25 protein-coding genes are annotated in these 24,695 nt (G+C 66.2%); 12 read left to right on the forward strand and 13 right to left on the reverse strand.

Features of this window, described 5'->3' with window-relative positions; genetic code table 11:
- Positions 1-126 precede the first annotated feature (126 nt).
- Positions 127-768, forward strand: a complete 642-nt coding sequence (locus BRSPCE3_RS01080) for an HD domain-containing protein (protein WP_244063610.1) — start codon at positions 127-129, stop codon at positions 766-768.
- 23 nt (positions 769-791) lie between these two features.
- Here BRSPCE3_RS01080 and BRSPCE3_RS01085 read toward each other — a convergent pair whose 3' ends face one another.
- Positions 792-1,241 (reverse strand): SRPBCC domain-containing protein, encoded by a 450-nt coding sequence (locus BRSPCE3_RS01085; RefSeq protein WP_244063612.1) that lies wholly within the window; start codon positions 1,239-1,241, stop codon positions 792-794.
- A 77-nt stretch (positions 1,242-1,318) separates the two neighbouring features.
- Between BRSPCE3_RS01085 and BRSPCE3_RS01090 the strand changes: the two genes are divergently transcribed.
- Complete coding sequence (locus BRSPCE3_RS01090) at positions 1,319-2,413, forward strand: adenylate/guanylate cyclase domain-containing protein (protein WP_244063614.1); 1,095 nt, start codon at positions 1,319-1,321, stop codon at positions 2,411-2,413.
- 5 nt (positions 2,414-2,418) lie between these two features.
- On the opposite strand, the gene BRSPCE3_RS01095 is transcribed toward BRSPCE3_RS01090, so the two are convergent.
- Positions 2,419-2,667: a hypothetical protein gene (locus tag BRSPCE3_RS01095; RefSeq protein ID WP_244063616.1), complete on the reverse strand. Its 249-nt coding sequence runs from the start codon at positions 2,665-2,667 to the stop codon at positions 2,419-2,421.
- A 92-nt stretch (positions 2,668-2,759) separates the two neighbouring features.
- Between BRSPCE3_RS01095 and BRSPCE3_RS01100 the strand changes: the two genes are divergently transcribed.
- Together BRSPCE3_RS01100 and BRSPCE3_RS01105 are read left to right on the forward strand one after the other, a co-directional pair.
- Positions 2,760-3,980 carry a helix-turn-helix domain-containing protein gene (locus BRSPCE3_RS01100; RefSeq protein WP_244063618.1) on the forward strand — a complete coding sequence of 407 codons (1,221 nt, stop codon included), beginning with the start codon at positions 2,760-2,762 and terminating at the stop codon, positions 3,978-3,980.
- A gap of 28 nt (positions 3,981-4,008) precedes the next feature.
- Positions 4,009-4,644, forward strand: a complete 636-nt coding sequence (locus BRSPCE3_RS01105; RefSeq protein WP_244063620.1) for a glutaminyl-peptide cyclotransferase — start codon at positions 4,009-4,011, stop codon at positions 4,642-4,644.
- 38 nt (positions 4,645-4,682) lie between these two features.
- Here BRSPCE3_RS01105 and BRSPCE3_RS01110 read toward each other — a convergent pair whose 3' ends face one another.
- On the reverse strand, positions 4,683-5,900 hold the full coding sequence (locus BRSPCE3_RS01110) for an MFS transporter (protein ID WP_244063622.1): 1,218 nt from the start codon (positions 5,898-5,900) through the stop codon (positions 4,683-4,685).
- 138 nt (positions 5,901-6,038) lie between these two features.
- Complete coding sequence (locus BRSPCE3_RS01115; RefSeq protein WP_244063624.1) at positions 6,039-7,202, reverse strand: ABC transporter substrate-binding protein; 1,164 nt, start codon at positions 7,200-7,202, stop codon at positions 6,039-6,041.
- A 205-nt stretch (positions 7,203-7,407) separates the two neighbouring features.
- Between BRSPCE3_RS01115 and BRSPCE3_RS01120 the strand changes: the two genes are divergently transcribed.
- Entirely contained in the window at positions 7,408-7,971 is a 564-nt protein-coding gene (locus tag BRSPCE3_RS01120; RefSeq protein ID WP_244063626.1) for an AAA family ATPase, read from the forward strand.
- Positions 7,972-7,979: 8 nt separating this feature from the next.
- Here BRSPCE3_RS01120 and BRSPCE3_RS01125 read toward each other — a convergent pair whose 3' ends face one another.
- Both BRSPCE3_RS01125 and bamA read right to left on the reverse strand, forming a co-directional pair.
- Positions 7,980-8,531 (reverse strand): carboxymuconolactone decarboxylase family protein, encoded by a 552-nt coding sequence (locus BRSPCE3_RS01125; protein WP_244063627.1) that lies wholly within the window; start codon positions 8,529-8,531, stop codon positions 7,980-7,982.
- 130 nt (positions 8,532-8,661) lie between these two features.
- On the reverse strand, positions 8,662-11,172 hold the full coding sequence (gene bamA / locus BRSPCE3_RS01130) for an outer membrane protein assembly factor BamA (RefSeq protein ID WP_244063629.1): 2,511 nt from the start codon (positions 11,170-11,172) through the stop codon (positions 8,662-8,664).
- Between the two features lie 279 nt (positions 11,173-11,451).
- Here bamA and BRSPCE3_RS01135 point away from each other — a divergent pair, with 279 nt between their 5' ends.
- Together BRSPCE3_RS01135 and BRSPCE3_RS01140 are read left to right on the forward strand one after the other, a co-directional pair.
- Complete coding sequence (locus tag BRSPCE3_RS01135; RefSeq protein WP_244064929.1) at positions 11,452-12,174, forward strand: response regulator; 723 nt, start codon at positions 11,452-11,454, stop codon at positions 12,172-12,174.
- Positions 12,171-13,514, forward strand: coding sequence for an ATP-binding protein (locus tag BRSPCE3_RS01140; RefSeq protein ID WP_244063631.1), 1,344 nt, complete (start codon positions 12,171-12,173; stop codon positions 13,512-13,514). Before BRSPCE3_RS01135 ends, BRSPCE3_RS01140 begins: the two co-directional genes overlap by 4 nt.
- 20 nt (positions 13,515-13,534) lie before the next feature.
- Here the strand turns inward: BRSPCE3_RS01140 and BRSPCE3_RS01145 are convergent, their stop codons facing one another.
- On the reverse strand, positions 13,535-14,026 hold the full coding sequence (locus BRSPCE3_RS01145) for an EF-hand domain-containing protein (protein WP_244063633.1): 492 nt from the start codon (positions 14,024-14,026) through the stop codon (positions 13,535-13,537).
- Between the two features lie 142 nt (positions 14,027-14,168).
- Entirely contained in the window at positions 14,169-14,636 is a 468-nt protein-coding gene (locus BRSPCE3_RS01150; protein WP_244063635.1) for a MarR family winged helix-turn-helix transcriptional regulator, read from the reverse strand.
- Between the two features lie 147 nt (positions 14,637-14,783).
- On the opposite strand from BRSPCE3_RS01150, the gene BRSPCE3_RS01155 reads away from it, so the two are divergent.
- Both BRSPCE3_RS01155 and BRSPCE3_RS01160 read left to right on the forward strand, forming a co-directional pair.
- Positions 14,784-15,185, forward strand: a complete 402-nt coding sequence (locus tag BRSPCE3_RS01155) for an Ohr family peroxiredoxin (RefSeq protein WP_244063637.1) — start codon at positions 14,784-14,786, stop codon at positions 15,183-15,185.
- 98 nt (positions 15,186-15,283) lie between these two features.
- Positions 15,284-15,688 carry a cupin domain-containing protein gene (locus tag BRSPCE3_RS01160; protein WP_244064930.1) on the forward strand — a complete coding sequence of 135 codons (405 nt, stop codon included), beginning with the start codon at positions 15,284-15,286 and terminating at the stop codon, positions 15,686-15,688.
- A gap of 52 nt (positions 15,689-15,740) precedes the next feature.
- On the opposite strand, the gene BRSPCE3_RS01165 is transcribed toward BRSPCE3_RS01160, so the two are convergent.
- A complete protein-coding gene (locus BRSPCE3_RS01165) occupies positions 15,741-17,258 on the reverse strand; it encodes an MFS transporter (RefSeq protein WP_244063639.1) in 1,518 nt (505 codons plus the stop codon).
- Between the two features lie 214 nt (positions 17,259-17,472).
- On the opposite strand from BRSPCE3_RS01165, the gene BRSPCE3_RS01170 reads away from it, so the two are divergent.
- Positions 17,473-18,372, forward strand: coding sequence for a LysR family transcriptional regulator (locus BRSPCE3_RS01170; protein WP_244063641.1), 900 nt, complete (start codon positions 17,473-17,475; stop codon positions 18,370-18,372).
- Between the two features lie 5 nt (positions 18,373-18,377).
- Here the strand turns inward: BRSPCE3_RS01170 and BRSPCE3_RS01175 are convergent, their stop codons facing one another.
- Complete coding sequence (locus tag BRSPCE3_RS01175) at positions 18,378-19,304, reverse strand: LysR family transcriptional regulator (RefSeq protein WP_244063642.1); 927 nt, start codon at positions 19,302-19,304, stop codon at positions 18,378-18,380.
- 125 nt (positions 19,305-19,429) lie between these two features.
- Between BRSPCE3_RS01175 and BRSPCE3_RS01180 the strand changes: the two genes are divergently transcribed.
- Both BRSPCE3_RS01180 and BRSPCE3_RS01185 read left to right on the forward strand, forming a co-directional pair.
- Positions 19,430-20,866, forward strand: a complete 1,437-nt coding sequence (locus BRSPCE3_RS01180) for an MFS transporter (RefSeq protein WP_244063644.1) — start codon at positions 19,430-19,432, stop codon at positions 20,864-20,866.
- Positions 20,867-20,881: 15 nt separating this feature from the next.
- Positions 20,882-21,391 carry a DUF1993 family protein gene (locus tag BRSPCE3_RS01185; RefSeq protein WP_244063645.1) on the forward strand — a complete coding sequence of 170 codons (510 nt, stop codon included), beginning with the start codon at positions 20,882-20,884 and terminating at the stop codon, positions 21,389-21,391.
- Positions 21,392-21,394: 3 nt separating this feature from the next.
- Here BRSPCE3_RS01185 and BRSPCE3_RS01190 read toward each other — a convergent pair whose 3' ends face one another.
- Genes BRSPCE3_RS01190 through BRSPCE3_RS01200 form a run of 3 tightly spaced genes read right to left on the reverse strand, consistent with a single transcriptional unit; the run spans position 21,395 to position 24,629 of the window.
- The gene (locus tag BRSPCE3_RS01190; protein WP_244063646.1) at positions 21,395-22,855 is read right to left on the reverse strand and encodes a M20/M25/M40 family metallo-hydrolase; all 1,461 of its coding nucleotides are present in this window, start codon (positions 22,853-22,855) and stop codon (positions 21,395-21,397) included.
- A 44-nt stretch (positions 22,856-22,899) separates the two neighbouring features.
- A complete protein-coding gene (locus tag BRSPCE3_RS01195) occupies positions 22,900-24,078 on the reverse strand; it encodes an MFS transporter (protein ID WP_244063647.1) in 1,179 nt (392 codons plus the stop codon).
- Positions 24,075-24,629, reverse strand: coding sequence for a GNAT family N-acetyltransferase (locus tag BRSPCE3_RS01200; RefSeq protein ID WP_244063648.1), 555 nt, complete (start codon positions 24,627-24,629; stop codon positions 24,075-24,077). The genes BRSPCE3_RS01195 and BRSPCE3_RS01200 overlap by 4 nt, the downstream gene beginning before the upstream one ends.
- Positions 24,630-24,695 lie beyond the last annotated feature (66 nt).

Here is a 24,695-nt window from a genome sequence, read left to right on the forward strand (position 1 = left end):
GACGGGCGACAAGCACAGCACGGATCACGCCACCCGGCGATCCGCACCCACCGCAGAGACGGGCGCTGGCGCCTCGCGTGTTCGCACGCCACGGCCTCGTCTTGCCACATCGAGGAGCGTCTTGAAATGACCGAGATCATCGCCGGCATCCGCGTACCCGACAGCGCGATGGCCCGCGCCGCCACCCAGCTGGTGCGCGATACCGAGGACGATTTGCTCTACAACCACAGCCGCCGCGTGTTCTTCTGGGGCGCGCTGACCGGCAACCGCCGCAAGCTGCAATTCGATCCCGAGCTGCTCTATATCGGCGCCATGTTCCACGACATGGGCCTCACCGCTGCGCATGCGAGCCCCGATCTGCGCTTCGAGGTCGACGGTGCCAACGCTGCGCGCGATTTCCTCAAAAGCTACGGTGTGCCGGAGCGCGACATCGAGGACGTCTGGACTTCGATCGCACTGCACACCACGCCCGGTGTCCCCGAGCATATGCGTCCGACCATTGCGCTGGTCACCGCCGGCGTCGAGATGGACGTGCTCGGCATCGCCTATGACGATTTCTCGCACGAGCACCGCGACCATGTCTGTTCGCATCATCCGCGCGAGGCGAACTTCAAGGAGAACATCATCGATCATTTCGCCAGCGGCACCATCAAGAAGCCGCTGACCACCTTCGGCAACGTCAAGGCCGACGTGCTGGCGCTGAAGGACATGAACTACACAAGGGTGAACTTCTGCTCGATCATCCTCGGCTCGAAATGGCCGACATAGCCGCGCATCTCAAGCCGGGACGATCATGACCAGCGCTGGTCCGGTCCGACATCCTGGCCACCCGCCCTGAGCGCGAGCCGGCCCAGGTAGTGCGCCCAACCCTTGGCATGGCTCGCGCACTGCTCGGCGTTCGGCAGGCCGCTATGGGTCATGCGGAGCAGCGTGCCGTTGCCCTGCTCCTTCAGGTCGATCTCGATCAGACTCGATCCCGGCGGCACTTCGGCGCCATCCTCCCAGCCGAAACTGTAGGCCAGACGGTGCACCGGCACGACCTCGCGGAACGCGCCGCGCGCAACCTTTGCAGGGTCGCCGGCGACGCCCTTGAGCAGATAGAGCCCGCCGGGATGCAGCTCGGTTTCGGCCTCGAGCCCCATCCAGCTTATGATCTTCTGTGGATCGGTCAGGAACGCGAACACGGTTGCGGGCGGGGCCGCGATCTGGATCTCGCGTTGAACGATGAAAGCTTCAGTCATCGATCCATTCTCCATTGACGGTGGGTCTTCAGGGATAATTCGTGACAAGGGTGGCGCATCAACCCCATGATGGGGTGGTGAAGCAATTGTCCTCGACACTGAGCTGGCTGGTCGACGCCGCGGCCGAGACCGCAGGCGCCAACCGGTTGCTGGCGGACCTCGGCAGCCATCTTATCACGGATGGCCTGCCGCTTGCCGGCGGCGCGCTGACGCTCGAAGTTCCGCACCCGCTGATTGCACGGCGCACCTGGCTGTGGCGCGCCGGCAATGGCGAGGTCATCGAGGCGCTCGGTTTCGCGCCGGAACAACCCTTTGCAATGCCCGATATGGTCGGATCCGGCGATGCCGGCCGGCGCTGGCTGACTGGCCTCGCGCCCGGCCCGATCCACGAGGACACGATCGGAACGCGACCCGATGGCCCGACGCTGAGCTGGATCGGGACCCGCGCCTTCAAGCCGGCGGAGGCGGATCAATTGCGCGAAGCGGCGCGTTTCACGGCCGCGCCGCTCGCCGCGCTCGCGGCGCGCGCGACACTGACGGCGGCGCTGGAGGCCTATCTCGGGCGGCGCAGCGCGGCGCGCGTGCTGGCTTCGCCCTTGCGGCGCAACACCGGAGAAACCATCCGCGCGGCGCTGCTGTTTGCCGATCTGCGCGGCTTCACTGCGCTGTCCGAAAGCCATCCGCCGGCCGAGGTGATCGCGGCGCTCGACGCCTGGTTCGACCGTATCGCCGGCGCGATCCATGCCTTCGGGGGCGAGGTGCTGAAATTCATCGGCGACGGCCTGCTCGCGATCTTTCCGGTCACCACGAGCGCGCGCAGCGCCTGCGAGGCGGCGTTGCGCGCGGTCTCGGCGGCGCGCGTCGGCATGGCGCATCTCGACATTGAGCGGCGCAAGCAGGGCCTGCCGCCGCTGCCGTTCGGCGCGGCGCTGCATCTCGGCGAGGTGCATTGGGGCAATATCGGCGCAGCCGACCGGCTCGACTTCACCGCGATCGGCGCCGCGGTCAATCTGGTCAGCCGGCTGGAAGGCCTGTGCAAGCCGCTGGAGCAGAGCGTGCTGGTCTCGGAAGCGCTCGCCGCGGAAACCGAGACGCCGCTGGTCGCACTCGGCACCCATGAGCTGCGCGGCATCGCACGGCCCTGCGCGGTCTTCACTCTGGCGGAGGGCTGAGCCGGTCATCGGAACAGGCGCAACCACGGCGCCAGATGAAAGGCGCTCATCAGCGCATACATCGCGACCATGCCCTGCAATGAGAACGATCCCTGCATGGCGCCGCAGACCATGTCGGCCGGCGCCAGCGCGGCGGCCAGCGCCATGACCGCGAAGGTCGGCGCCGCCGCCAGCGACAGCCAGCGCGCCGCCGTCGAACCGCGTCCGCCCAGCCTGCCCTTCAACCAATCGTCACGTGTTTCGATACCGCTCATCGTTCGATCTCTCTGGAGATGATCCATGTCGTCATGTGCTAGGTTAGGACCGGGCCTCGGAGGGCGAGAGTGACAAGTGTGTCGGGATTCGAATGGACTCGCTGATTACAGCTGCGGCGCGCGCGCTCGCAGCGGGTGATCCCCTCGGCGCACTGAAACGGGTGGCCCTGCGCGACGATGCGCCGGCGCTGGCGCTGCGCGGCATCGCGATGGCCCGGCTCGGCGATTTCGCGCGCGCCAAGGAGCTGCTGCGGCGCGCCGGCCGCGCCTTCGGTCCGCGGGAAGCGATCGCGCGGGCGCGTTGCGTGGTGGCTGAGGCCGAGATCGCGCTGGTGTCGCGCGATCTCTCCTTTCCCGGCAAGAGCCTCGCTGCGGCGCGCGCCACGCTTGCGGCGCGTGGCGATGCACTCAACGCCGCGCACGCCGGCTATCTGGAAATCCGCCGCCTGCTCTTGATCGGGAGCCTCGATGCGGCCGAGCGCATGCTTGACGACCTCGACCCGACGCCGTTCCCGCCGGCGCTGCGGGTCGGGCATGAGCTGGTCGTCGCCGGAATCGCAATGCGGCGGCTGCGGACGAAGCCAGCACGCGAGGCGCTGGCACGCGCAAGGGATGCCGCACGGCGCGCCCGCATCGCCGCGCTTGCGGCCGAGGTCGAAAGCACCGCTCAGCTGCTCGCCACGCCCGCGGCACGCCTGATCGCGCGCGGCAGCGAACGGCCGCTGCTGCTCGACGAGGTCGAGGCCCTGATGGCATCCAAGGCACTCGTCGTCGATGCCTGCCGCTATGTCGTCCGCGATCGCGGCACCACGATCTCGCTGACGCGGCGGCCGGTGCTGTTCGCGCTCGCCCGCGCGCTCGGCGAGGCCTGGCCGCAGGACGTGTCGCGCGGCACGCTGATCGCGCGCGCCTTTCGCGGCAAGCACGCCGATGAATCCCACCGTGCGCGGCTGCGGGTCGAGATCGGACGGCTGCGCCGGGCCTTGCTGCCGCTCGCGGATCTCAGCGCCACGCCCGACGGCTTCGTGCTGGAGCCGCACGGCCGCCGCGAGGTCACCGTGCTGGCGCTGCCGGTCGAGGAGGAGCATGCGGCGGTGCTGGCGTTCCTCGCCGACGGCGAGGCCTGGTCGAGCTCGGCGCTGTCGGTGGCGCTGGGCGCGAGCCAGCGCACCGTGCAGCGTGCGCTCGACGCGCTGGCCGCCACGGGCAAGGTGCAGTCGGTCGGCCGCGCCCGCGCGCGGCGCTGGATGACGCCCCCTGTGCCGGGATTCACGACGACGTTGTTACTCCCTGCCCCGCTGCCGAACGGCTAGCATCGGGCGGCAATCAAAGGAGCGCCGCATGAAGAAGTCCGAGGCCGAGATCATCCGGGAATATGCCTTCGAGGGCGTCGAGAGCGTCGGCGGCGTCAGCTTCGACGGCGAGCAGGTCTGGTTCGCAGCCGGTGGCCAGCTGGTCGCCTTCGATCCCGACAGCGGCGACACCACCCGCACCCTCGACATCGCGGCCCATGCCGGCACCGCCTTCGACGGCAAGCACCTCTATCAGATCGCCGAGGACCGCATCCTGAAGATCGAACCGAACAGCGGGCGCGTGGTGTCCACCATCCCCTCGCCCGGCGGCGGCCGCGACTCCGGCCTCGCCTGGGCGGAAGGCTCGCTGTGGGTCGGCCAGTATCGCGACCGCACCATCGTTCAGGTCGATCCGGACACCGGCAAGGTTCTGCGCACCATCGAGAGCAACCGGTTCGTCACCGGCGTCTCCTGGGTCGATGGCGAGCTCTGGCACGGCACCTGGGAAGAGGACCAGAGCGATGTCCGCCGCATCGATCCGCAGACCGGCGAGGTCATGGAACGGCTGGAGATGCCGCAGGGCGTATTCGTCTCCGGGCTCGAGTCCGACGGCAAGGACCGCTTCTTCTGCGGCAGCGGCTCGACCAACAACAAGGTGCGCGCGATCCGGCGGCCGAAGCGCTAGCCGCGCGTGAAGCGGATCGCTTCACGCGCGCACGAGACTCACGCCGGCGCCGGTACCGCTGAAGACCGCGCCGCCGGTATCGGCCGGAACGTCATCATGATCAGGAACGCGCCGAGGCCGACGGCCCAGGAACCGACATAGAGCCACGTGTAGCTCGCGAAGGCGTCGTAGATCAGGCCGCCGGCCAAAGGTCCGGTGGCCATGCCGAGGCTGCCGGCCATCGCGGTGCCGCCGATCACGGTGCCCATCATGCGCAGCGGAAAATTCTCGCGGATCAGTACGGAATACAGCGGCATGGTGCCGGCATAGATGAAGCCGAAGATCGCCGCCACCGCATAGAATGCTGCAAGCTCACGCACGAAGACGTAGCCGAGCGCGCCGAACGCCTGCGCCAGCAGGCCGAGCACCAGCACGCGCTTGGCACCGAAGCGGTCGCCGAGCACGCCGAACGCGATGCGGCCGCCCATCCCGGCGAGCCCTTCGACGCTATAGATCGTCACCGCGGCGACCATCGGAATGCCGCAGGTGACCGCGTAGCTCACGGTGTGAATGATCGGTCCCGAATGCGTCGCGCAGCAGAAGAAATTGGTCGCGATCAGGATGATGAATTGCGGCGAGCGCAGCGCCTGCGCCAGCGACATCGCCGGCTCACCATTCTCGGAAACCGCTTCGGCGTGGTCGGCTTGCAGCGCCGGCGGACGGCGCACCAGGAACGAGACCGGGATCATGATCGCGCCGACCACGCCGGACACGATCAGCATCGACGTCCGCCAGTCATGATGGGAGATCAGCCAGGCAGCGAGTGGCGACATCGTCATCGGCGCCATGCCCATGCCGGCCGACACCAGCGAGACCGCAAGACTGCGATGGGTGTCGAACCAGCCGGTGACGCAGGCCATCATCGGGGCAAAGATCGCGGCCGTGGCCGCGCCGACCATCGCGCCAAACACGAACTGAAACGCCAGCAGCGATGGTGCCTGGCTTGCCAGCGCAAGGCTCGCCGCCAGCACGACTGATCCAGTCAGCACGACCGGAAGCGGCCCGAAGCGATCCGACAGCGTGCCCCAGATCATGCTGGTGAAGGCCATCGCGAGGAAGCCGATCGTCATCGCGCTGGAGATGCCGGTCACCGACCAGCCGGTCTCCCGCGCCATCGGCTGCAGGAACACCGGCAGCGAGAACATGCCGCCGATCGCGACGCAGCCGAGCAGGCCGCCGGCCGCAACGATCACCCAGCGATAGGTCGAATTGCTCATTCCGGAACTCCCATGCCGTTCGTTCTGGCTAGAAGACGAACGGACCGGACCGGAACCGACAGCGGACAACCACCCTGGCTCACTTTTTTGCGACCGCGGCCGCCTTCACCGGCTGCTACCGCGACCTTCGGCCCATGGTCAGCGTCCGGCCAAACTGCACCCGGGCTGCGGCGCGATCGCGCCGAGCGCGCGCACCTGGACCAGTTCCGTGCCCAGTGTCTTGGCGATGAACATGTTCATCGCCGTGTGGTGATCCTGCCCCAGCGTCACCGGGCCGGCCGGCGACGGAATGGTGAGGCCGGCCATCGCGTCGACGATCGCCTCCCTGTCGAGCTTGCCGGCCTTCTCGGCTGCGGCCTTCAGCGCGATCAGCGTGTTGTAATGCGTCATCACATAGTTCGACACTGCAACGCCCGGGTCCGCGGCGGCGCGCGCTTTCGCCACGAACGCCTTGACGGCGGGATCCTCGCTCGCGGCGACGGCAGGCACCACCGTGACCATGTTCTGACCCTTGCCGCGGAAGATGCCGAGATCGACCTCGGACAGTCCAAGGAACGCGACGGTGATGTCCTTCAGCAACCCGGCCTCGTCGGCCTGCCGGATGAAATCCATCCCGTCGCCCTTCAGCGCGAACAGCAGCACCCTGGCCTTGCTCGCCGCGATCTGCTTGATCAGCGGAGAGAAGTCGGTCTCCGTCCCCAGCGTGTATTTGGTCTCGACCACCGTGCCGCCGAGCTTCTCGATCAGCGGTTGCGCGATGCCGAACATCTGGTGCGGCCAGACCCGGTCGGCGCCGAGCAGGAAATACGTGTTGCCGAAGGTCTGGGTCATGTAGGGCAGCAGCTGGCCGAGCTCCTGGTTCGGCACGGCCCCGAACGAAAACAGATAGCGGCTGCATTTGCCGCCCTCGTAATTGGTAGCGTAGAGCAGCGGCGTCTTCGAGCTCTCGGCAAGCGGCACCAGCGCATTCAGGTTTTGCGAGGTGATCGGGCCGACCACGGCCAACACCTGCTTGTCGAGCAGCGAACGCATCGCATCGGCGGCCGCCTGCGGTCGCGTCTTGTCGTCGGCATAGATGATCTCGACCGGACGACCGAGAATGCCGCCCGTCGCGTTGATATCCTTGGCGGCGAGATCGAGCCCAAGCTTCGCCTGCTGGCCGTACAGCTCGACGCCACCGGAAAACGGCAGCACGGCACCGACGCGGATCGGTTCGCCGGGTTCACCGGCGCGCGATGGCTGGAGCAGCGCGCCGCAGGCCAACAGCGCGAGCGTCATGCAGGTGATCGAGCGGGTGGCCATTTGCGTCTTCCCTTTGAGCAGGTGCAACCATGCTGCTCGACAATATCGGCGCGGCACTGAAGAATTCGTCAAGCGTACCCTGACTACGTCACATTCGCGGCTATGCTCGCCTCGCTCGTCGAGACATCTCCGAGCCACCCTCCCCAGGATTCCAGACCTATCAGGCGGCCCGCATCCGCGGAGTCGCCGTTCCCTGTCATGATTGATGAAAGGATGCCTCTTGCAGAACCGCTTCGTCCTGATCTCCGGCTGCTCCGGCGGCGGCAAGTCGACCCTGCTGGCCGAACTGCGTGCGCGCGGCTATCCGGCGGTCGAAGAGCCCGGCCGCCGCATCATTGCCGATGAGCGCGCATCCGGAGGCAGCGCCCTGCCCTGGATTGATGCGGCGGCCTTCCTGCGGCGCGCCGTTGACGTCGCGCTGCAAGATATGGAGATGGCGAAGGTCCATTCCGGATGGGTGTTCTTCGATCGCGGCCTCGTCGACGCCGCGTCTGCGCTGGAGGCATTGACCGGCGAGCCGGAGCTGCGGTCGGTTTGCTCGGCACATCGTTACCACAGGCGCGTGTTCATGACGCCGCCATGGCCCGAGATCTACGTCACCGACACCGAGCGACGGCACGGCTTCGAGGCAGCGACGGCGGAGCATCAGCGGCTGATCGCGACGCTTCCCATGCTCGGCTACGACATCACCAACCTGCCGAAGCTATCGCCGTCCGCGCGGGCCGATTTCGTGCTGGCGACGCTCGGCGGCGCCGCACCTGCGGCCTGATCAGGCCGTCACTCCGCAGCCTCGCGCTGCGGAACGCCCTGCTCGACGTCGAGTTGCAAGATGTCGTTGAAGCGATTGAAGGCGCCGCATAGCGCGATCCGCCAGGTCAACTCGACGATCTGCGCCTCCGAGAAATGTTCACGCAGGCGTGCGAAGATCTCGTCACGGGTCTTGTTCCAGTTGTTGGTGACGGCGATCGCATATTCGACCACGAGCTTGTCGAGCGCGTCGAGCTCGGGATGATCTTGGTAATCGAGCAACCGTTCGGCCCCCGCCTCAGAGACGCCCTGGATCGCGAGCTTCGGCGCATGGTGCGATACGCAATAGTCGCACTTGTTCAGCAGCGACACCGTCACCAGCGCAAGCTCGAGATGCCGCTTCGAGACCACCGCCTCGTCGGCGAGATCGACCAGCAGCGACCACATGTGCTTGAAGATCGGTGGCCGCTGCGCCATGACACCGGCCTGGTGCTCGAACGCGCCATAAGTGGTCATCTTGTCCCATAGCGGCTTGAGCTCGGCCGGCAGGTCGTTCCTGGTCTTGATGGTCACGCGTGACATGGATTCGCCTCGGATCGGAATTGATCCGGTCCAGCGTGCCCCGCTTCGTCTGATACCGCAAGCCGCCCGACGGCATTGCAAGTATCACGCCGGATCGCTGCCGGCGGCGACGATACACGAAGCCATCTCCCTAGAACGACGTCCCGCCGCCGAACCTGAACTCCTGCACGATGTCGTATTTGCCCTTCGTGATCGGCACCGCGTAGTCGAACCGCAGCGGGCCGAACGGTGACGCCCAGATCAGGCCGACGCCGACCGAGGTCCGCACGACGTTCTCATCGTCGTATTGCAGGCCGCATTTGCAGGCAGCCGTATTCACCTCGCCGGTCGCGGCCCACGACGTCGGGCCCTGGTAATCCCACAGCGAGCCGGCATCGGCATAGACGGCCCCCTTCAGCCCAACCTCCGACGGCAGGAACCAGAACGGCATCTGCAGCTCCATCGACGCCCCCCAATATTTGGTACCGCCGAGCGCATCGCCGACCGCGCCGAGGCTTGCATAGGTGATGTCGCGCGGCCCGATGCCGTTGGTGGCGAAGCCGCGCACGAGGTTCGGTCCCATCTGGAAATTATCGAGCATGCGCAGATCGTTGTTTCCAACCTTGGTAAGCAGGCCGCCCTGCAAATGGATCAGGCCGACGAGCTCGGACACCAGCGGCGTATAGTATTTTGCATCGACCGCGCTCTTCAGATAGGTCACGTCGCCACCGACGCCGGCAAAATCCTGCTTGAAGTCGATCAGCAGGCCATCGGTCGGGTTCTTGTTATTGTCGAGCGTGTTGTAGGTCAGCGTATAGCCGAGCGCCGAGGTCCAGGTTGCCCCCTGCGCCAGCTCTTCGCGCACCGGCAAGGTGGATTCGCCGTCGCCGTAGCAGCCATATCCATAGAGCCCCGATGAGACCGAGTTGGTCGGATCGACGCCGCCGAGGACACTCTGGATGTAGGCGGGCGTCGGATTGAACGCGAGCAGCGGGTTGGATGGATTGTTGTTGCAGTTCGCGTAGGCGCTATCGAGCGAGATCTCCTGCTGATAGAGCGAGTAGCGCAGCTGCAGCGTCAGGTCCTCGCGCAGCGCCAGACCCAGTCGTGGCGAGAACCCGATCGTCTTCACGCCATAGGTCGTGTAGTCGGTCGGCAGTTGCTCCTTGTAATAGGCATCGATCCCGAGCGCGATGCGGTAGTCGAGCAGATAGGGTTCGACGAACGACAGCGACAGACCGCGCGAATACTGGCCGTAGCTGACCGTGGCCTTCGCGAACAGGCCACGGCCGAGCAGATTGCGTTCGGAGACGCTGACTTCGGCGAGCGCGCCGTCGGTCGTGGAATAGCCCCCCGAGACCGAGAAGTCGCCGGTCGACTTTTCCTCGAGATCGACGACCAGGACCACGCGATCGCTCGATGAGCCGGGTTCGGTGGTGATCTTGACCGTCTTGAAATAGTCGAGATTCTTCAGCCGGCGCTCGGCGCGATCGACCAGCGCGCGGTTATACGCATCGCCCTCGGCGATATCGAATTCGCGCCGGATCACATAGTCACGGGTGCGGCCGTTGCCGCGGATGTCGATGCGCTCGATATAGGTGCGCGGCCCCTCGTCGACATGGAACACGATCCCCACCGTATGGGACTCGAAATTCCGGTTGCCGTCCGGACGGACCACTGCGAACGAATAGCCGCGGCGCGAGCTCTCGATCTGCATGTCCTCGACCGACTTCTCGATCGCCTCGGCATTGTAGAGCGAACCTACGCTGACGCGCGAGAGCGACCGCAGGCTGTTCGGGTCGAAGCCCGCAATGCCGGATTGGAAGCTCACGGTACCAACGCGGTACTGCTGCCCTTCCTCGATCTTGAAGGTGACCTGAAAGCCCTTGTGCTCCGGGTCATACTCGGCGAGCGCGGCCACCACCTGCACGTCCGCGTAGCCGTGCTTCAGGTAGAAGCGGCGAATCAGGTCGCGGTCGGCCTCGACCCGATCCGGGTCGTAGATATTGGCGTTGCCGAGGAAGCTCAGGAAGTTCGTCTCATGGGTCTTGATCACGTCCTTCAGGCGCGCCGTGGAGAAGGCGTTGTTCCCCATGAACTCGATGGACTTGATGCCGGTCTTTACCCCCTCGTCGATGGTGAAGACCAGATCGACGCGGTTGTTCGAGCGCTCGATGATCTCGGGCGTGACGCGCACGTCATAGCGGCCGGAGTGGCGGTAGATCTCGGTGATCCGCAGCGCATCCGACTGCACCATCGGCCGTGACAGTGTGCCCCGGGACTTCGACTGCATCTCGGCCGAGAGCTGCTCATCCTTGATCTTCTTGTTGCCCTCGAATGCGACACGATCAATCACCGGATTCTCGATCACCGAAACCACGATGCGGCCGCCTGCGTGATTGATCTTGACGTCCTGGAACAAGCCGGTCTCGACCAGCTGCTTGAGCCCGTCATCGACGGCCGCCTGATCGAGATGGCCGCCCGGGCCGGCCCGGAAATACGAGCGGATGGTCTCCGCCTCCACCCTCCGGTTGCCCTCGACCGTGATCGCATCAACCGATTGGGCCGCCGCCGGCACCGGCGACAACCATGTCACTGATGCCCCCGGGATCGAAAAACCCGACAGCACAATCGCCGCGACAAAGCTCCGCCACGTCTTCATTCCACACCTCGCAAACAAGCCACCCGTTGTGACGGGATGGTGATGGCTGCGGTGTGGCTGCGGGGTTGCGGGATTATTTCCAGTGGTTTTGGACTGTGAGCGCAACGCGCCGCTGCACCGTCCCGGTTTGTTTCCGGCAGCGCGCGCCGCTCACACTTCAGAAACATTATGCTTACGAAAAGGCGCAATGCCGCCCACAAGCGACGCATATGCTGGTCGATTGGTGGCTAAGCGCGCTGGAACGCGCAAATGACATACGATGAGGCGCAGTCGCGGACCATGCTTGCACACACTCCGAAGATTCTTGTCGTCGAAGACGATCAGCAAACCAGAGACTTGATTGCCCGCTACCTCCGCGACCAATCCTGTCTGGTCGCCACGGCCTCGAACGGCAGGGAAATGGATCGTTACCTTGCCGGACACTCGCTCGATCTCGTCGTCCTCGATCTGATGCTGCCGGGAGAGGATGGATTGACCCTGTGCCGCCGCCTTCGCGGCGACTCGACCATTCCAATCATCATGCTGACGGCGAAGGGCGAGGATCTCGACCGCATCCTCGGGCTCGAAATGGGGGCCGATGATTATCTCGCGAAACCGTTCAATCCGCGCGAGCTGCTGGCGCGGATCAACGCCGTGCTGCGTCGCCAGACCCAGGCCGGCCTCGCCGGGCGCTCCGGCCAGAATGCCGGCCGCCTGCGCTTCCAGGATTGGACCATCGATCTGCGCCTGCGCGAGCTGCGCGATCCCGACGGCGCCCAGGTGCCGCTGACCAGCGCGGAGTTCGACCTGCTGCAAGTGTTTTGCGAGCGGCCTGGCCGGATCCTGACGCGGGACGGCCTCCTGACCATGACGCGCAGCCGGCCGGCCAGTCCGTTCGGACGCAGCATCGACGTGCTGGTCAGCCGGCTTCGCCGCAAGCTCGATACCAGCGAAGGATCGTCGGTGATCAGAACGGTGCGCACCGGCGGATACATCTTCACGCCGCATGTGGAGGATGCATGAGCTGGACCCGCAGGATCGCCGCGCTCTTCAGCTTCCACCGGATCAGCGGCCAGATCGCCGCGCTGATCCTGTTGTCGCTGGTGCTGATCCACGCGCTGATCGGGCTGTACTTCACCAGCCAGAAGCCGAGATCGTTCGCGGACCGGCCGATCCATCAGTTCCAGCTGATTGCCAAGCTTCTGGCCGTGACGCCCGCGGCCAATCGCGCCGCGCTGTTGCAGGCGGCCGATCGGGCGTTTCCCCGGCTGCACTTCACCTTGCGCGACGCAGGTCAAGGCTTATCTGACGGGGCTTCGTCCGCGGCACCCGGCGTCGACGATGTCGATGAGTTTTCCGCGAAGACCGCGCCGGCGGCGGTCCGGTTGCCGGACGGAGCGCTGTTCGAAGCGACGATCGGCTCGACGAAAATGCCGCCCTTCTTCGGCGCATTCTGGTTGAGCACATTCCTGTTCCTGTTCGTCAGCGTCACGCTGCTCGGCGTGTGGGCCGGTCGCGCGCTCAGCGCGCCGCTCTCCGCCTTTGCCCGCGCCGCCGAGAACTTCAGCATCAGCCAGGCCGCCGCGCCGCTTCCGGAGAGCGGCCCGGAGGAGATCCGCGCCGCGGCGATCGCGCTCAATCGCATGCGCGAACGCATCACCACCCTGATGAACGATCGCACCCAGATGCTCGCGGCCATCAGCCACGATCTACGCACGCCGATCACCCGGCTGCGGCTCAGATCCGAGTACATCGAGAACGACGCGCACCGCGCCGAGACCCTGCACGACCTCGACCAGATGCAGGCCATGCTGGAATCCGTGCTGTCATTCCTGAGTGGCGGCAGCGCGGCTAAGCCGACCCTCGTGAACGTCGCCGCCCTGCTGCAGACGATCTCTGAGCAATTCTCCGATTGCGGTCATGTCGCGCGCTACGAGGGCCCGAGCAAGGCTTCGCTGCTGATCCGCCCCGGCGAGATCAGCCGCACCGTGACGAACCTGGTGGAGAATGCCCTGCGGTTCGGCAGCGAGGTCGAGATCAAGCTGACCGCATCGGCCGATCAGGCCGTCATCGACGTATCGGACGACGGTCCGGGGATTCCGGAGCACCGGCGGGCCGAGATGCTCAAGCCGTTCGTCCGCGGCGACGAGGCCCGCACCATGGACGAGAAAAGCGGTTTCGGACTTGGCTTGTCGATCGCGCAGGCCATGGTGTGCGGCCATGGCGGCGAGCTATCCCTGCACGACAATACGCCACACGGCCTTCTCGTCCGCATCAAACTGCCAGGGGCCGTGCACCTCGGATCGGATCGAACCGCGGCAAGCCCGTCTCAACCCGCGGCGCGCGAACTCGTGTCCGGGTGAGCCGCGTTCCGGTTTAGGCCTCAGGATCGCTTGCCTCTGCCGCCCGGCCGCTTCTGGTCGGTTGCGGACCCCTTCAGCTCGTCCGGCGTGACGCGGCAGTCGCCGTTCTTGTCATTTTGCAGAATGAACTCATTCGGCTTGCCGACGAACTCGCCGCGGGTGATCTTGCCGTCCTGGTTCTCGTCGAAATAGCCGAAATCCGCGTCGGCGAGCGCGCTGCCCGGCCGGCGAACGCCGTCGAACTCCGCCGGCGTGAGAATTCCATCGTGATTGCGGTCGGCGCGATCGAACAGCCGTCCGAGATAGGCCTTCCACTCGTCGCAGGTGTAAACACCATCATGGTTACCGTCCCAGATCTCGGCCGCGTTCGCCGGGGAACGATCGCCACCCGCTTGTGGTCGAGGCTGCGCGTTGTCCGGCGACGCCGGTTGCGCTGATGCAAACGGCATGGCCGCGCAAGCCAGGCTCATCGTTGCGATGATCCGGCAGACGGGCAGCAATTTTCTGCGCACGCAGGTCTCCTCCGCATCGTTGCAAACGGAGCGGAGTTGCCGGTTGCGCGATGGCGAAAATGCGGAACGACGGAGCGCGGATACAGCCCGTTACAATTTGGTCCGGCGGCATGTCTTGCGGCACCGGCGTGCCGGCGCAGCGTCAACCCTTCGTCGAATCGCCGCGCGTGTGCTGCAATAGATTGTCGCGCAACCTGACCACGCTCTTCTGCACGATCGGAAACTCGTCCCCGAGCCCGGTGGCGTCGACCAGCGACGCGTTGATCTCCTTGTCGAGCAGGCGCCGTCCCGCCACGGTCAGGCTTACCCGCACCTGCCGCTCGTCGGCGGGATCGCGGACGCGGCTGATATAGCCGCTCTGCTCCAGCTTCTTGAGGATCGGCGTCAGCGTGTTGGATTCCAGGAACAGCTTCTCGCCGAGCGCGCTGACGGTCTGGTCGTCGGCCTCCGACAGCGCGATCATGGCGATGTACTGGGTGTAGGTCAGGCCGACCGCGTCGAGGATCGGCTTGTAGGCGCGGCCAAAGGCCAGATTGGCCGAATAGACCGCAAAGCACAGAAAATTCGAGAGTTTTCGGCCCTTGGTCTCGGCCTTGGCGGTGCGGGTCACGGACGTCTCCGGAGTTTGTGAAGTCCCGGCCAATATAAATCGTATCCGATTAAATCGGAAGTGCTTGACATGGTCAGATGTCGGGTTTATTTCGACGCGTATCCGATTAGATCGGACACGATCTAAATCTCATCCAAGGAGCTCACCATGACCGCCAATGCCAAGGTTCTCGTCACCGGAAAGACCCACGTCACCGCCGGCCCGAACGGCGCCGCTCGCTCGCGCGACGGCTTCCTCGACGTCAAGCTGCCGCAGCCGCACCCGGCCGCCGAGAACCTGTTCGCCGCCGCCTGGTCGGCCTGCTACATCGGCGCAATCCAGCTCGCCGCCGGACAGCGCAAGGTCAAGCTCGCCAGCGAGCCCGAGGTCGATGCCGAGATCGACCTGAACCAGGCGGGTGGCGCCTTCTTCCTGAGCGCGCGCCTCAACGTCCACGTTCCCGGCGTCGAACGCGAGGTCGCGCAGGAACTGATCGAAGCCGCGCACGGCATCTGCCCCTACTCCAAGGCGGTCCACGGCAACATCGACGTCACGACGACCCTCGTTTGAGACGAGCGCATGACGACCTCCGACGCGGGCCGGCCGCTTGCCGGTTCGCGGTCGGGCAATCAAGACAACCCCTGGAGTCCAAGATGACCAGCAAGCTGATGACGGCGACGCGCGTGTTCGCAAGAACGGCCCTGTTCGCTGCAAGTCTCCTGACAATTCCGAGCGCGCAGGCGCAACAGCCGGCCGGCATCGCCCGAACCGACCTGCAGCGCCACGACCTCAGCGCGCCCGGGCGTGAAGCCGTTCAGGTGCGAGTCGACATCGCGCCCGGCAAGGCCTTCGGCCGGCATACCCATCCCGGCGAAGAGATCATCTATGTGCTCGCCGGCACGCTCGAATACGATGTCGACGGCAGGCCGCCGGCGACGCTGAAGGGCGGCGATGTGCTGTTCATCCCCGCCGGCACGATCCACGCGGCGAAGAACGTGGGCAACGTCACGGCCAGCGAGCTTGCGACTTATATCGTCGAGAAAGACAAGCCGCTGTTGACCCTCGTGAAGTGATCTCCGCCGCCTGCCCGCCCCGGTCCCGGGTCGGGCGCGGCGACATCAGAGTTCACTTGGTGCCCTGAACCTCGGCCTGCGCGACCTGCCGCGCGTTGAAGATCAGGAAGCTGACCGCGGCCATGATCCAGACGCCGATGCCGCCATACAGCATCACCCAGCCAAAGCCGCTCGCGAGCGCCTGATGCACGATCGGGCCGGTCAGCTCCGGCGCGGATGCGGTGTCGCCCGACGCGATCCGCTCGGCGACAGCGCGGAGTTGCGCGCCGTCCAATGCGGGCAACACCGCCTTCAGATGCGCCAGCACGCCACTCGCGAGGATAAAGCCCATCAGCGCGATGTTGACCGAGAGCGACACCATCCGCGCGCTCATGTCGATCCCGGAGGCCATGCCGGCGCGGTCGCTCGAGACCGAGCCGGTCGTGGTGTTGGTGACCGGCGTGTTGGTGATGCCAAGACCTATTCCGGCGATCAGGCAGCCCGGCAGCATGGTCAGCCAGTCGGGCTGCGCGGCGGCGCTGCCGAACTTCATCAGCATGAAGCCGGTGCCGATGGTGAACAGCCCGAGCGGGATGATCAGGCCCGGCTGATAGCGCAGCGACAGCCGTTCGGCGAACGGCGGCATCACCAGCGTCGGCAGCGTGTAGGCAAGCAGCGCGAGACCCGCGGACACGCTGTCATAGCCGAGCCCGGCGTGAAACCAGATCGGCAGATAGATCATGAACGGCCAGTAGCTGAGGTTCATCGCGGCCGAGCCGACGATCGAGCCGGAGAACGCCGGAATCCGGAACACGGAGAAGTCGAACATCGGCCGCCGGCTCACTCTCTCCGCAACCAGGAACGCGATGAAGCTCAGCGCGGAAACGCCGAGGATCGCAAGCCCCTTCGGGCTGACGAAGCCGAGATCCGGCCCCTGCGTGATGTAGAAGGCGAGGCAGAACACCGCGAGCGACATCGTCACGATGCCGGCGACGTCGAGACTGCTCGCCTTCGGGTCTTTCGACTCGTGCACGCCGCCGATCGTGAGCACGAACGCAACGGCCGCAAACAGCACGTGGATGAGAAATACCCACTCCCAGCTCAGCACCGCGACGACGGCGCCGCCGATGATCGGCCCGAAGCCGAGGCCGATGCCGAAGATCACGCCCCACCAGCCCCAGGCGACGGCACGCACCCGGCCGCCCTGGAATTCATGCGACAGCACGGCGATCTGGCAGATCAACAGCGCACCGCCGCTCAGCCCCTGCAGGAACCGGGCGACGATCAGCGTCTCAACACTCGAGGCAACGCCGCAGATCAGCGAGGTGACGCCGAACGCGGCGATCGCGACCAGGAAGATGCGCTTGCGCCCGTAGCGATCCGCCACCGTCCCGATCGCCATCAGCACCGTGGTCACCGCGATCGTGTAGGCGTTCATGATCCATTGCAACGCCTTGAAGTCGGCATGCAGCACCTGCTCCAGCGTCGGCAAAATCGAAGGGATGCTGGAAATCTCCAATCCAAACATCAGACAGGCAAGGCATACGGCGGATAGCACGACAGCGCCGCGGCGGCTCAGTTCAGTGGACATGATCAGGCCTTTTGTTGTGGCAAGCCAACGGCATACCGCACGCTGTTGCCAGGGTGCTGGCAGCAGCGTCGGTCCTTCGACTCACGATGTATTGAGGCAGCAGCGGCAGGAATCGGGTGGCCACGGCGCTTCACAGCGCAAAGCTAGTGATGGCTTGAGCATTGGTGAATTGGATGACTAGATATTTCAGAGACAACAATTCCGGATGACTGACATGACCACGCTCGACGTCGACGCCGTGAAGACCTTCGTGACCATCGCCGAGTTCAAGAGCTTTACGCGCGCCGCCGAAGCGCTCGGCACCACGCAGGGCGCGATCAGCGTCAAGCTGAAGCGGCTGGAGCGCCAGGTCGGCCACCGGCTGATCGAGCGGACACCGCGGCTGGTGCGCCTGTCGGCGCAAGGCGCCGCATTCCTTGCGCCCGCGCGCGAGCTGCTCGCCGCGCATGACCGCGCCGTCGCGGGGCTATCCTCCGCGCGGCCGCGTCGCTTCGCGCTCGGCATCGCCACCCATGTCGGCGGCGCTGAAGTCCCGACCTTGCTGGCGCGGCTGCACGCGCACGACCCGGCACTGACGATCGAGGTCCGGCTCGAGGATTCCCGCGACCTGCTCGACGCTTTCGATCGTGGCGACCTCGACGCCGCCATCATCCGCCGCGAGGACGACCGCCGCGCCGGCGAGAAGCTGGCGACGGACCACTATGGCTGGTTCGCGACGCCGGACTTTGTCCATCGTACGGGCGAGCCGCTGCGCCTGGCCGCCTCTTCGCCGTCCTGCGGCGTGCTCAACATCGCGACGCGCGCGCTCGCGGCGGCGGGCATCCCGTGGACCGAAAGCTTCCTCGGCTGCGGTTCCTTTGCCGTCGCCGACGCGGTCGCCGCCGGCCTCGCGACGTCGGTGTTCTCCTGCCGGCTTGCGCCGGCCGGAACCATCGATGTCGGCCGGCGGTTCGGCCTGCCTGCCCTGCCACCGTCCGAGATCGTGCTGCTGTCGGCGTTGTCAGATGCGAAATCCCGCGCGGCGCTGAAGACGATCGTCAGTGCCTTTCGCGAGCATCATCGCCTGCCTGCGGGCAGCCCGGCAGACACTCCGGCGGAAGTCCTTGAGATGTGAGCGATCTACGTACCTATCGGCTGCCTCCGCGCGCGACCGGTGTGTCTCCCCTCGAACAGCGCGCGCTCCGACGCGAGGGCCTTGGCCAGGAAATCGAGCGTGGCGCGGATCCGCGCGGTGCGCTTGAGATCGTCATGCGTCAACAGCCACAGCGCCGAGCGCGGCTCGGCGAGCGCCTTGGGCGTCAGGCGGCGCAGCGCGGGCGCGAGATCGCCGACATAGCAGGGAAGCAGCGCAAGCCCCAGTCCCGCCGCCGCGGCATCGCGCAGCGCCGGCAGCGCATCGACGCGGCAGGCGAAGCGCGCCGAACGCAGGTTCTCGCGCATCCAGCCGGCGATGACGGTCCCCGCCAGTGCATCGTCGAGCCCGATCCAGTCATGCGCGGACAGATCCTTGTCGCCGCGCCGGCCGAGATAGGCGCGCGATCCGTAGACCGCATGGGCAATGTCGACAATGCGCCGCCCGACCAGCAACTCGGACGGCGCCGGCGTCGGCCGGATCGCGATCTCGGCCTCGCGGCGCGTCAGGTTCGCCATCGCGTTGGAGATGATGATCTCCGGCTGGATCTCTGGATGCGCGGCGCGCATCGCAGGCAGATGCCGCATCAGCACCGCGCCGAGCGTGTCGGTCGTCGTGATCCGGACCGGGCCTGATGGCTTGAGGTCCTGCCCCGCCAGCCTGCGCTCGAGCGCGAGCACCTCGTCCTCGAGCCGCGCCGCCGACGCCGCTGCTGATTCGCCGGCCGGCGTCGGCGCATAACCGTCGCGGAAGCGCTCGAACAGCCGCGTTCCGATCGCCGCCTCGATCGTGCCGAGCCGACGAAACACCGTCGAGTGCGTGACGCCGAGCTGGCGCGCCGCCCCGGACAGGCTGCCCTCCCGCGCAATCGCGAGGACAAGGCGGAGGTCGTTCCAGTCGAGCGAGGTGTCCACTTTTGCAAGCTCGGTTCGCAGAATTGGCGAATACCTTAGCACGAATAAACAGGCCATCTTCCCGGAAAATTCGGCCGACGGGACGCACCTCGTGCGGCGTGATGACGATCGAGAGGAGTTGGCCGGTGACAAGTGAGACCACCGAGACGTTGCGGTTGCGCGGCGCGCACGCAGCCACGGTCGATCAGCGACGATGGCTGGCGCTGCCGGTGCTGCTGACCGGCGCCTTCCTGCCGATCCTCGACTTCAATGTCGTCAACCTCGCCCTCCCCGCCATTCGCGACAATCTCGGTGCGAGCCCGAGCGAGGTGCAGTTCGTGATCTCGGCCTATGCCGCGACCTACGCGGTGTTCCTGATCACCGGCGGCCGGCTCGGTGACCTGCTCGGCCGGCGGCGCATGTTCCTGACCGGCGTCGCCGGCTTCACCATCGCGTCTGTCTTGTGCGGCATCGCCTGGTCGCCCACCGTGCTGGTCGCCGGACGAATTCTCCAGGGCCTCACCGCGACTGCGATGGCACCGCAAGTGCTCGCCTCGATCCGCGTGCTGTTTCCGGCCAGCGAACAGGGCCGCGCGCTCGGCTTCTACGGCGCCACTTTCGGTCTGGCGAACATCTGCGGCCAGGTGCTCGGCGGCGTGCTGGTCTCGGCCCACCCGTTCGGACTGGCCTGGCAGGCGATCTTCCTGATCAACGTGCCGATCGGCCTCATTGCCTTCATCGGCGGGCTGCTGTTCCTCGGCGACTCCCGCGCCGAGCACGCCCAGCGGCTCGACATCGGCGGCGTCATCCTGCTGTCGCTCACGCTGGGCTTGCTGGTCTATCCGCTGATCGAGGGCCGGGAATCCGGCTGGCCTTTCTGGATCATCGCGATGCTGCTGGCGGCTCCTCTGATGCTCGCCGCCTTCGTCCGTTTCGAGGCGCGACTTACCGCGCGCGGCGGCGACCCACTGGTCGCGCTGAATCTCCTGCACAACAGCGATTTCGTGATCGGGCTGGTGATGGCGCTCGCCTTCTACATGCTGTCGTCGTTCTATCTGACCTTCGCGGTCTACCTGCAAAGCGGACTGCATTTTTCGCCGCTGGCGGCCGGCCTCGCCACCCTGCCCTCCGCCACCGGCTTCTTCGTCAGTTCACTGGTGTCGTCGCTGGTGATGCAATGGCTCGGCGCACGCACGCTGACGCTGGGCTTCGCGCTCCAAGTCGTCGGCTTCGGTGTCGTGATGCTGTCGGTCAGTGGCACGCTGCCCCAAAGCCTTGAGTTCGGCCTGATCTGCGGCGGGCTCGGCTTCGGCACCGTGATGCCGTCGGTGATCAAGGCGGTGATCGGCAGCATCGATCCGCGCCACGCCGGGCTGGCGTCGGGCATGATGATCTCGACCTTCCAGATCGGCGCCGCGCTCGGCGTCGCTATCATCGGCGGCGTCTTCTACAGCCTGCTCGGGCCGCACCCACAGGCCGACGACTACGCCCACGCCTTCACGATCGCGCTCGGCTGCAACGTCGCGCTGCTGGCACTCGGCGGCTGGCTGTCGCTGTGGCTGCCGCGCGAGCCACAGGCTTGAGAGCAGGAGGATTCCATGACCTCACCGCTCTACGAAGCGTCGGTGCCGGTGTTCCGGCAGATGCTCGACGCGCTGGCCGACCTCCTGCGCAAGGGCGAGGCCCACGCCCGCGAGCACGGTCTCGACCCCGACGCCATGCTGGCGGCGCGGCTGGCGCCCGACATGCTGACGCTGGCCGGCCAGGTGCAACGGGCCAGCGATCACGCCAAGGGCGCTGCCGGGCGGCTCGCCGGTCTCGAGCCGCCGCCGTTTACCGACAATGAACGGAGCCTCGCCGAGGCGCACGCGCGGATATCGCGAACGCTCGACTACATCGGCACGGTCCCGGTCGAGGCGTTCGTGCATGCCGCGGAACGCACCATCACCTTGCCGTTCGGCGTCCCGCCAATGCCGGCAGCGCGCTATCTGTATGGCTTCGCGCTGCCGAGTCTGTTCTTCCACGTCGCCACCGCCTACGCCATCCTGCGCCATCGCGGCGTGCCGCTCGGCAAGCGTGATTTCCTCGGCAGCTACGTCCCGCAGTAACCCCTACTTCTTCGCGACCTCGCGCAACGTGCTGTAGATCCAGTCCGCCCCCTGCTTGATGGCCTCGACGCCGATCCGTTCGTCGTTGCCATGCATCCGGCTCAAGATGTCGTCGTCGAGCGGATAGGGATAGATGCCATAGACCGGCACGTTGCGCTCGCGCCAGGCGGTGGCGTCGGTGCCTGCCTCGAACATCGTCGGCACCAGGACGGCGTCCTTCCAGACCCGCTTCGCGTTGCGGTCCAGTGCCGCATAGAGCTCGGTATCGACCGGTGACGCCGGGATCTTGCTCCGCATCAGATAGGTGTCCCGCGCCTCCTGCTGCGACAGCGACGTCACGATGCTGACTTCGATGCCGGGATCGCCGATCACGCGCTTGATCTCGGCAATCATCTGGTCCGTCGTCGTTCCCGGCAGCAGCCGCGTGTTCACGACCGCCTTGGCGTCGCCGGGGATGACGTTGGGCTTGATGCCGGCATCGATCATCGTGATCACCACGGTGTCGCGCAGCAGGGCGTGCAGCAGCAGGCTGTCCTTGGGATTGTCGGCGACCAGTTTCTTGCCGGCCGCGTCGAGGTCGGCCGGGTCCTTTGCCGCCAGGAGTTGTCTGATATCGGCTGCGGTCCGTTCCGAACTGATCGGCAGCAACGCCTTGAAGTAGCCTTCGGTTGCCGGCACCAGCTTGACAGCGGGATCATGCACCGCCAGCTTGGCCAGTGCCGCGATCAGGCGGTCGTTGGCCATCGCACCCGTCGGGAACGGCCGCGAGGAATGACCGGAGGGACCGATCGCCCTCAACGCAAACGTCACCGAGAGCTTTTCCGCCGTCGTGACGTTGATCTGGCGCACCGCGCCGTCCGGTCGTTGCAGCACATAGCCGCCTTCGTTCAGCGCGAATTCGGCGTCGATCTTGTCCCAATGGTTCTTCGCCAGCCACACCGTGCTGTATTGCCCCTGCTCCTCGTCGGCCTCGGCGAGAAAGATCACATCGCGGGACAGCGGCGTCTTCTCCTCAGCAAGCCGCATCACGGCGCTGGCGAAGACGGCGAGCCCGCCCTTGAAATCCATCGCGCCGCGCCCGTAGATGAAGCCGTCCTTTTCGACGCCGGCGAACGGCTCCACGGTCCATTTCTCGCGCTCGACCGGAACCACGTCGGCATGCGCGGCCAGCAGCACCGGCTTCCGCGATCCATCGCCGCGCAGCCGGGCGATGAAATGCGCGGCCTTGCCGTTCGGGGCGACGAAGATGTCGACCTCGGCGCCCAGCGGCGCGAATTGAGACTTCAAATATTCGGCAAGCGCCCGTGTGTCTCCGGGCCCGTTCGAGGTGTCGAATGCGATCAGCTTCTTGAGCAGCGCGACCGTGCGGTCCCCATACGGTTCGGCTGCAGCGCCCCCGGTTCCGGAGAGGACGAGACCCGCGGCGAGCATCAAGGCTGCGATCTTATTTTTGGTCTGAGGCATTTTCTTACTCCCGTTCTCGGAAACCATATCCTGCAGTGCCGGCGTCAGGGAGCCCTTCCAAACAGCAGCTTCAGCATGACAGCCGCGACAAGTGTCATCAGGGCAAGCCCGATCGAGAGATAGAGCGCGCTCGCATTGCCGAACCGGTCGACCACGATCGCATAGAGCAACGGCGCCGCCGCGGGCAGGATGAAGCTCGGAACGATCAACCGGCCGACCAGCGTGCCGTAGCTGCGATGATCGAACAGGATCAGCGGCAGCGTTCCCCGGGTAATGGTCAGAATGCCGTTGCAGGCGCCGTAGAGCAGCGCGAAGGCGATCCCCATCTCCTTCGACGACCCGCTGAACAGGCCGGCGATAAAGGAGAGCGGCATGATCAGGCAGGCCATCAGATTGAGCGCGAGCGGATCGAGCCGGCCGCCGAACAGGATCTCGCAAAGGCGTGCGGCCGATTGCCCAATGCCACGCAGCGTCGCAATCCATACGGCCACGCTGACGGTGAGCCCGAGGCCGGTGAGCACCGCGATCATGTGCGCGGACATGCCGGCATTGAGGAAGTTCGCGCCGGTCATGACCACGGCATAGAGTCCGCCGGCCGCTGCAAGCTGCCTGCGGCCGGCGGCGCGCGGTTGCTTGGGTGCCACCGCGACCGAACTCGGCACGCCGGCAAACCGCTTGTTGGGGATCAGCAGGTACAGCGGGATCGTCAGTAGTGCGAGACCGGCATAGACCAGCACCGCGATGCGCCAGCCGAAATGTTCCGACAGCGTATGGCCAAGCGGCCAGAACACGGTCGCCGCCAAGCCACCGAGCAAGGTGATCCCGGACATCGCACGGCGCGCCTCCGGTCCGCCGATCCGGGCCAGCGCCGCGAATGCCGCATCATACAGAGTCAGCCGCATGCCGAGGCCGAGGACGATCCAGGACGCGAAATAGGTCGAGATCTGATACGAGACCGCAAGACCCGCGCAGCCGAGCGCGTTGATCACGGCGCCCGCGACCATCACCTGCCGGCCGCCGCTTCTGTCCACCCACCTCCCGGCCAGAGGTGACGTCACCCCCATCACGAGGAGCGCGGCGGCAAATCCGCCGTAGACGATGTCGCGGCTCCAGCCGAGGTCCGCGACGATTTGCTCGCCGAAGCCGCCGATCAGGTAGTAGGTCGCGCCCCACGAGATCAGTTGAGCCAGCCCAAGGGCAGCCACGACCCGGCGTGCGATCACCGGGCGGTTTCCCTGTCCGAAGGAAGCGCGGAGGCGCCCGGCCCAAGTGGCCGCTGCATCAGCACGGTGTCGACCCATTGCCCGAGCTTGAAGCCCACCGATCGCAGCGTTCCGACCATCTCGAAGCCCATGCGACGGTGCAGCGCGATCGATCCGGCGTTGCCGCTGTTGCCGATCACGGCGATCATCTGCCGCCAGGGACCCGCCTCCGTTCGTTCGATCAGTGCCTGCAACAGCGCAGCCCCGACGCGGCGGCCGCGCAGCGCTTCCGACACGTAGACCGAGTCCTCGATCGTGTTGCGATAGGCCGGCCGAGGCCGGTACGCTGTCGCATAGGAGTAGCCCGCCACCCGTCCGTCGATATCGGCCACGAGATACGGCAGCCCTGCGGTCAGCACGGCGGCGCGGCGCCCGAGCATCTCGTCGAGTGTCGGCGGCATTTCCTCGAAGGTTGCGAGCCCATTGAGCACGTGGTGCGCGTAGATGCGCTGCACCTCCGCCATGTCGAGCTCCGTGGAATCGCGGATCACGGTGTCTTTTTTGTCTTTCATCCCTGCACTCTCGTCTTGCGGCATCATGCCCGTGCTTCGACGGCGCGTCGATGCCGACTGCAAGCA

The sequence above is a fragment of the Bradyrhizobium sp. Ce-3 genome (genome assembly GCF_022835695.1).
GTDB lineage: Bacteria > Pseudomonadota > Alphaproteobacteria > Rhizobiales > Xanthobacteraceae > Bradyrhizobium.